This window comes from Elioraea sp. (assembly GCF_051860475.1).
In the GTDB taxonomy this organism is placed as follows: domain Bacteria; phylum Pseudomonadota; class Alphaproteobacteria; order Acetobacterales; family Acetobacteraceae; genus Elioraea.
Genome location: NZ_JBHYDW010000220.1, coordinates 1 through 4,540 on the forward strand (window position 1 = coordinate 1; position 4,540 = coordinate 4,540).

Below are 4,540 nucleotides of genomic sequence, written 5' to 3' on the forward strand. Positions count from 1 at the left end.
GGTTGAACGAGAGGCCCCGGAAGCGCGGGCGTGAGGGGCGCTTGATGCGGTGGCGCCCGCGCTCGACCGCCGGGGTGAGCGGCGGGCGCATCACACGCGCTCCGCCGTCCGCGCCGGCTCGTCGGAGGCGAGATCGGCCATCACCGTCTCGCCGCCGACCATGCGCTGGCCGACCGCGACCAGCGGCGCGGCACCCTCGGGCAGATAGAGATCGACCCGGGAGCCGAAGCGGATCAGCCCGATCCGCTGGCCGGCGCGCAGGGTCTGGCGCTCCTCGATCTCGCAGACGATGCGGCGCGCGATCAGCCCGGCGATCTGCACCACCGCGATCGTGCGACCGTGCGGCAACTCGAGCGCGATCGCATTGCGCTCGTTTTCCTCCGAGGCCTTGTCCTCGGCCGCGTTGAGGAACTTGCCCGGATGGTAGGCGATCGCCTTGACCGTGCCGGCGCAGGGGGCACGGTTGACGTGGACGTCCAGCACCGAGAGGAAGGTCGCGATGCGCACGCGTGGTTCGGGGCCGAGCGCGAGCTCGGGCGGCGGCGGCACGGTCGCGACCGCGACCACCCGCCCGTCGGCCGGGGCGAGGATCAGGCCCTCCCGGGTCGGCACGGCGCGGTCAGGGTCGCGGAAGAAGAACGCGCAGAACAGCGCCGTCGCCACGCCGAGCCACAGCAGCCCCGACCAGACGAACCCGCCCACCAGCCCCACCAGGGCGGCGCTCGCGATGAACGGCAGGCCCGCGCGATGCGGGCGCGCGAGCACCGAGGCGGTGGTGTCGAGCAGGCTCATGGTCGCCGCGTTATAGATCGGTTTACGCCGGGGCGGCATAGAGCACGGGATGATCTCCACGCGCGCGCTGGGCCGCTTCGGCCCGTTTCTGGTCGACGCGGCGGGCGTGCTCCATGCCGCCGACCGATCGCGGCCGGTCGGTTTCGGGTTCCGCTGGCGCGGCCGGCGCGTGCGCGCCGAGCTGCACGACGACGCGCGGCTGAGCCTCTCGGTGGTGGCCGCCCATGTCCCGTTCACCGCCGAGGCGGCCGCGCTCCGGCCTGGTGTGTTCGCCGCCCTGGCCGCGCTGCGCGTGGAGGGGGACGAGGACTGGCGGATTGCGCTGACCCCGGGGCATGCCGTGGTGGTGGCGGCGGTCGAGCATCTCGGGGCGCCGGCAACCGCCAGCCGACTGATCGCCGCGGCCACGCGGTTCGTGCTCCGCCTTGCCCCCTGCCTCGACCTGCTGGACGACGCGGGCGCCCGGCCGGCCTGAGATCAACCGCCGCGCTCGACGGGCAGGACGAACACCTGGCCCGGGTAGATCAGGTCCGGGTTGCGGATCTGCTCGCGGTTCGCCTCGTAGATGACCGTGTAGCGGACGCCCCTTCCGTAGGTCTCGCGCGCGATGCGCCACAGCGAGTGTCCGGGCTGAACGATGATGCTGCCTTCGCGCAGCCCCTCAGGCGGCGTCTCGGCGCGCTGGAACGGCACCTGCACGCGTGCCGTGACGCGTCCATCCTCGGCGACTTGATCGGCGCGCAACGCCTGAGTGCGGCCGGGCTCGATCGGCGCCTCCGGCGCGAGGTTCCAACGCCCCTCAGAATCGGCGCGGGTATCGCCGAGATGCTGGCCGTCGAGATAGAGCCGCACCGCCTCGCCGGGCCCGGCCCGCCCCGCGAAGCTGACATCGCCGCCGGGGCCGTAGTCGACCGCATCGACCGAGACGCCGCCGGGCGGCCGGCCCTGCGCGATTGCCGGCGGGGCGGCCGCCACGACGCTCGGTGCCCTCGGCAGCGGTGCAGCGGGTGCGGGCGGCGGCGCGGCTGTCAGAGCCGGCTCAGGCGCTGTCGTGATCGGCGGCGGAGCCGGCTCCGGTGCTGTCACGATCGGCCGCGGAGCCGGATCCGGACGAGGCGCGGCGAGCGCACCAGACGGCACCGATGGCGCGGACGCCGGCGGCGCGGTCGGCGTCGGAGACACCTGGGTCGGCACGGGTGGCGCGACGGCAACGGGCGGCGGTGCTGCCGCCGGCGACGCAGGCGCGTCATCGGAAGGTGGGGGGGACGCTGGCGCAGCGGACGCGCGGGGCGGCGCAGCGGGCGCAACCGCGGGGGCGGCCGGCGCGGCAGCCGCCGGTGCCGGGGCGGCCGGGGCAACGGCCGCAGGCTGCGTCGGAACCGCCTCCGGTACGGGAGGTGCAGGCTCCAGCCCTGCCGGCGCGGCTGCGGCAGGGGGGTCCCGCGGCGCGGGGGTCGGATCGGCGGGCGGGGTATCCGTCCGCGGCGCCTGCAGCACCTGGAGCGCGCCACCGGGCTCGCGCGGTGTCAGCAGCGCGATCGGCGGCGGCGCGCTCCCCGGCGCGACCGGCCGTCCAGCAACGTCGCGGTCGCGCTCGGGCACCACCAGTATCACCGCCGAGGCGGACTCCCAGACGGTCCCGTCGGGGTTCCGCGCGCGCAGTGACAGCTCGCGCCCACCCGGCGGCATCGGACCCGAGGGAACGAACACCCATTCGCCGCGGTCGTCGGCCTTCACCCGGCCGATCTCGCGGGTCCCGTCGAGCACGACCACGTCGGCATGGGGGGCCGCGCGGCCGGCCATCACCGCGTCGCCCCGCGCATTCAGGCGCACGATGTCGAAGCTCGGCCGCGGCGGCGATGCGGCCGCCGGCGGCGGAGGCGGCGCGGCAGGCCGGGGGGCTGCCGGCGTCGTCGCGGGTGCGGCACCCGGCGCTGCCGGCGCCGTCTGGCCCAGGTCCGGTCCGCGGGTCAGGCCCGATACAAGTCTCGCAAGGTCCCTGTCGCGTTCGCCGAGCGCCATCCACACGGCGCCGAGGATCGTCAGCAGGCCGAGAAGACCGACCACATACGGTCGCATGGTCCCCCGTCCGCCCTTTTACTGTTCAACCAACTGAATCTTTAGTGTCATGGCCGCGTCACCGCAATGCACGGCTGCGTTCAAGTGCGGTTGCCCTTGTCCGATCCGGGGAACGGCACGGCGAGAATGACGATCGGCACCGCCGCGGCTGCCACGACCATCTCCTCCGGCCACGCGAGCGCGGCGGCAACACCGGTCCCGGCGAGCGCGGCCGCGAGCGGCAGCGTCCCGGCATCACCGACGCGTACGCCCGGCCGCGAGGCCGCGCCCAGCAGCGTCCCAAGCGCGGCGGCCGCGATGCAGGCGGCGAGACCGGGAAACAGCGCCGGCGCCCCCGCGACCGACAGCCCCCCGGCCATCAGCAATGCGGCAATGGCCGCCCGCCAGGCGGGCCGCGTGCCGGTCTCGCGCCGCCACTGCGCCAGGGCCAGCGCGAAGGCCGCTGTCACGACCGGCGCGATCAGCGCCACCCGGGTCAGGTCCTCCTCGGTCCGCGGCGTGCCGAGCATCCACCAAGTCGCCGGCAGGATCAGGCAGAGAAGCAGCGTCGCTCTCCCGCGCGCGCCGAGATGGGCGGGCTGCACCAGCAGCCCCGCGACCGTCGCGCCGAGCACGAGCCAGGGCAGCCGCTCGGGCAGCATCCGTGGCGTCACCACCATGACCCCGAACATGTCGAACAGTCCGGCGAGCAGCCCGAGCGCGGCCGCAAGCCCAGTCAGGCCCGGCCGCAACCGCGCGAGCAGGGCAGCGCCGAGCGCAACGACAACCGCAAGCGCGGGCGAACGCCAGGGCCCGAGCGCCGTGAGGATCCCCTCGATCACCGAACGTTCGCCTGCTCGCGCAGAGGTGCGCTCAAATGCGCCGCTTCCGCCGGCTATCGTCGCGCCAGCGGAAGATCGGAGGGGGCGGCGGATGCGCGGCGAGGGCGATGCGACGGTCGAGACCAGGGTCTGGGACCTGCCGACGCGGCTGTTCCACTGGGCGCTCGCGATCACGCTGGTCGGATCGTTCCTGACCGTGCGCGCACACGACATGCGGCTGCATTCCTACTGCGGCTACGCCGCGCTGACGCTGGTGCTGTTCCGCATCCTCTGGGGCCTGTTCGGCAGCGAGAGCGCCCGCTTCGCCTCCTTCCTGCGCGGCCCGGGTGCCGTGATGGCCCATCTGAAGGCGATGATCGCGCGGCGCCCCGATCACGAAACCACGCACAATGCGCTCGGCGGCTGGGCGGTGATGCTGATGCTTGGTCTCGTGCTCGCCCAGGGCGCTACGGGCCTGTTCGCCAACGACGACATCATCTTCCGCGGCCCGCTCTTCCCGCTGGCCGGCAAGGAGATGTCGGACCGCCTGACGACGTGGCACTACCGGATCTCGGACCTGCTGCTGATCGTGGTCATTGTGCACGTGCTGGCGGTGTTCGCCTACCGGCTGGCGGGGCATCAGCTGATCGAGGCGATGGTGACGGGCGTCAAGCCCCTCCCCGCCGGGACGCGGGCGCCGCGACCGGCCGGGATCGCGCCGGCGGCGGTCGCGCTGGCGATCGCCGCCGGCACGGTCTGGGCGGTGGTGACCCTGCTCGTTTAGAGCCGATCGCGCACGGCTGGACTCAGCCGTGTGCGTGAAGATGCTCGCACGGAACGGCCAGAGCGGTTTCCACTCTTGTGGAAAC

5 protein-coding genes are annotated in these 4,540 nt (G+C 74.1%); 2 read left to right on the forward strand and 3 right to left on the reverse strand.

The window, feature by feature from the left end:
- Positions 1 to 90: 90 nt before the first annotated feature.
- Positions 91 to 831: a phosphatidylserine decarboxylase gene (locus tag ACTIFU_RS22510; protein ID WP_439580561.1), complete on the reverse strand. Its 741-nt coding sequence runs from the start codon at positions 829 to 831 to the stop codon at positions 91 to 93.
- 10 nt (positions 832 to 841) lie between these two features.
- Between ACTIFU_RS22510 and ACTIFU_RS22515 the strand changes: the two genes are divergently transcribed.
- Complete coding sequence (locus tag ACTIFU_RS22515) at positions 842 to 1,267, forward strand: hypothetical protein (RefSeq protein WP_439580562.1); 426 nt, start codon at positions 842 to 844, stop codon at positions 1,265 to 1,267.
- Positions 1,268 to 1,269: 2 nt separating this feature from the next.
- On the opposite strand, the gene ACTIFU_RS22520 is transcribed toward ACTIFU_RS22515, so the two are convergent.
- Together ACTIFU_RS22520 and ACTIFU_RS22525 are read right to left on the reverse strand one after the other, a co-directional pair.
- On the reverse strand, positions 1,270 to 2,871 hold the full coding sequence (locus tag ACTIFU_RS22520) for a LysM peptidoglycan-binding domain-containing protein (protein WP_439580563.1): 1,602 nt from the start codon (positions 2,869 to 2,871) through the stop codon (positions 1,270 to 1,272).
- A gap of 80 nt (positions 2,872 to 2,951) precedes the next feature.
- On the reverse strand, positions 2,952 to 3,692 hold the full coding sequence (locus tag ACTIFU_RS22525; RefSeq protein WP_439580564.1) for a hypothetical protein: 741 nt from the start codon (positions 3,690 to 3,692) through the stop codon (positions 2,952 to 2,954).
- A 91-nt stretch (positions 3,693 to 3,783) separates the two neighbouring features.
- On the opposite strand from ACTIFU_RS22525, the gene ACTIFU_RS22530 reads away from it, so the two are divergent.
- Entirely contained in the window at positions 3,784 to 4,455 is a 672-nt protein-coding gene (locus ACTIFU_RS22530; RefSeq protein WP_439580565.1) for a cytochrome b/b6 domain-containing protein, read from the forward strand.
- Positions 4,456 to 4,540: the final 85 nt, after the last annotated feature.

Bases quoted from the DNA above. Each gene is read 5' to 3' on its own strand.
- ACTIFU_RS22510 (WP_439580561.1), bottom strand. From the start codon at position 831: ATGCCGCCCCGGCGTAAACCGATCTATAACGCGGCGACCATGAGCCTG.
- ACTIFU_RS22515 (WP_439580562.1), top strand. From the start codon at position 842: ATGATCTCCACGCGCGCGCTGGGCCGCTTCGGCCCGTTTCTGGTCGAC.
- ACTIFU_RS22520 (WP_439580563.1), bottom strand. From the start codon at position 2,871: ATGCGACCGTATGTGGTCGGTCTTCTCGGCCTGCTGACGATCCTCGGC.
- ACTIFU_RS22530 (WP_439580565.1), top strand. From the start codon at position 3,784: ATGCGCGGCGAGGGCGATGCGACGGTCGAGACCAGGGTCTGGGACCTG.